We start from the raw sequence: 1,061 nt of genomic DNA, 5'->3' as shown, positions 1-1,061 counted from the left end.
TAACTATTTGATTTTTATTTAGACAATAGCATCTGAGATTTAACCGAAACGGTAGAACCAAACCTAGACGGTTTAACATCGATTCGCAACGCCATCTGCTCTTTGAGTTCAGACACGTGTGAAATTACGCCAATCATGCGGCCCGTTTGCTGCAAGTCGACCAATGTTTGAATCGCCAGATCGAGAGATTCAGGGTCCAAGCTACCAAAGCCTTCGTCGATGAATAACGTATCTAAACGAATTCCACCGCTGTAAGATTGCACGACATCAGACAAGCCTAATGCCAAAGCTAAAGCTGCCATGAAGGATTCTCCACCCGACAACGTTGCAACATCACGCATTTTTCCGGTGTAACCGTCTTCCACCACGAGATCAAGTCCTCGCCCTGCTGCACCCTTAAAACCCTCTGTTTTACGCGCTAGAATATATCGACCCTTGCTCATCAAACTCAGTCGTTGAGAAGCTTGAATCAACACATCATCCAATAAAACCCCCAACACAAATCGGTGTAAACTGATACGGCTGCCCGTTTTACCACTGGCGACATCATAAAGCGTACCGAAAACTTTGTACTCTTCCTCTAATTTACGGTTTTTATCGTGCAGATTCGAAATTTCATTGCGAACTTTTTCCAAGCCTTCAAACAGTGAACGCGTGCTATCCAGCTGATTTCTAATTTCTAGATACGAATGTTGAGCAGTGCTTAAACTCCCGTTAAGCGCTTCTAAATTAGGCTTATCGACCGCCTTCAAAGCTTGATTTAAATCCGCAAGAGTTTGTTCTAACTGAATTTGTGTCTGCTTAAAGTTATCTATTTCTTGTTGCCAAGTTTGAGTTTGTTGTTCACTCACTTTACTCTGTAAGAAGTGCGCTTCATCAGCAAACGCACTCGCTTTTAGTGCGCTTTCCCATTCGGTTTTAGCATTTTCCAGTTTACTATTCGCTTCCAACAGCCACTGTTGGTGAGTCGTCAACTGACTATCGACATTTGATTTCGCCAGCACAGCTTGTTGTAACTGCGCTTGCGCAGATTCTAGGCCGTTATTCAGCTCAACAATTTG

General features: G+C 43.4%; 1 protein-coding gene. It reads right to left on the bottom strand.

The features are described 5' to 3' along the window. Positions 1-14: 14 nt before the first annotated feature. Positions 15-1,061: SMC family ATPase (locus tag R8269_RS26090; RefSeq protein ID WP_318223023.1), on the bottom strand; the 1,047-nt coding region annotated here is incomplete at its 5' end.

It is taken from the genome of Vibrio sp. Vb0667 (assembly GCF_033391095.1).
Note: the sequence above shows the minus strand (reverse complement) of the source record. Positions and strands in the feature narration are given on the sequence as shown.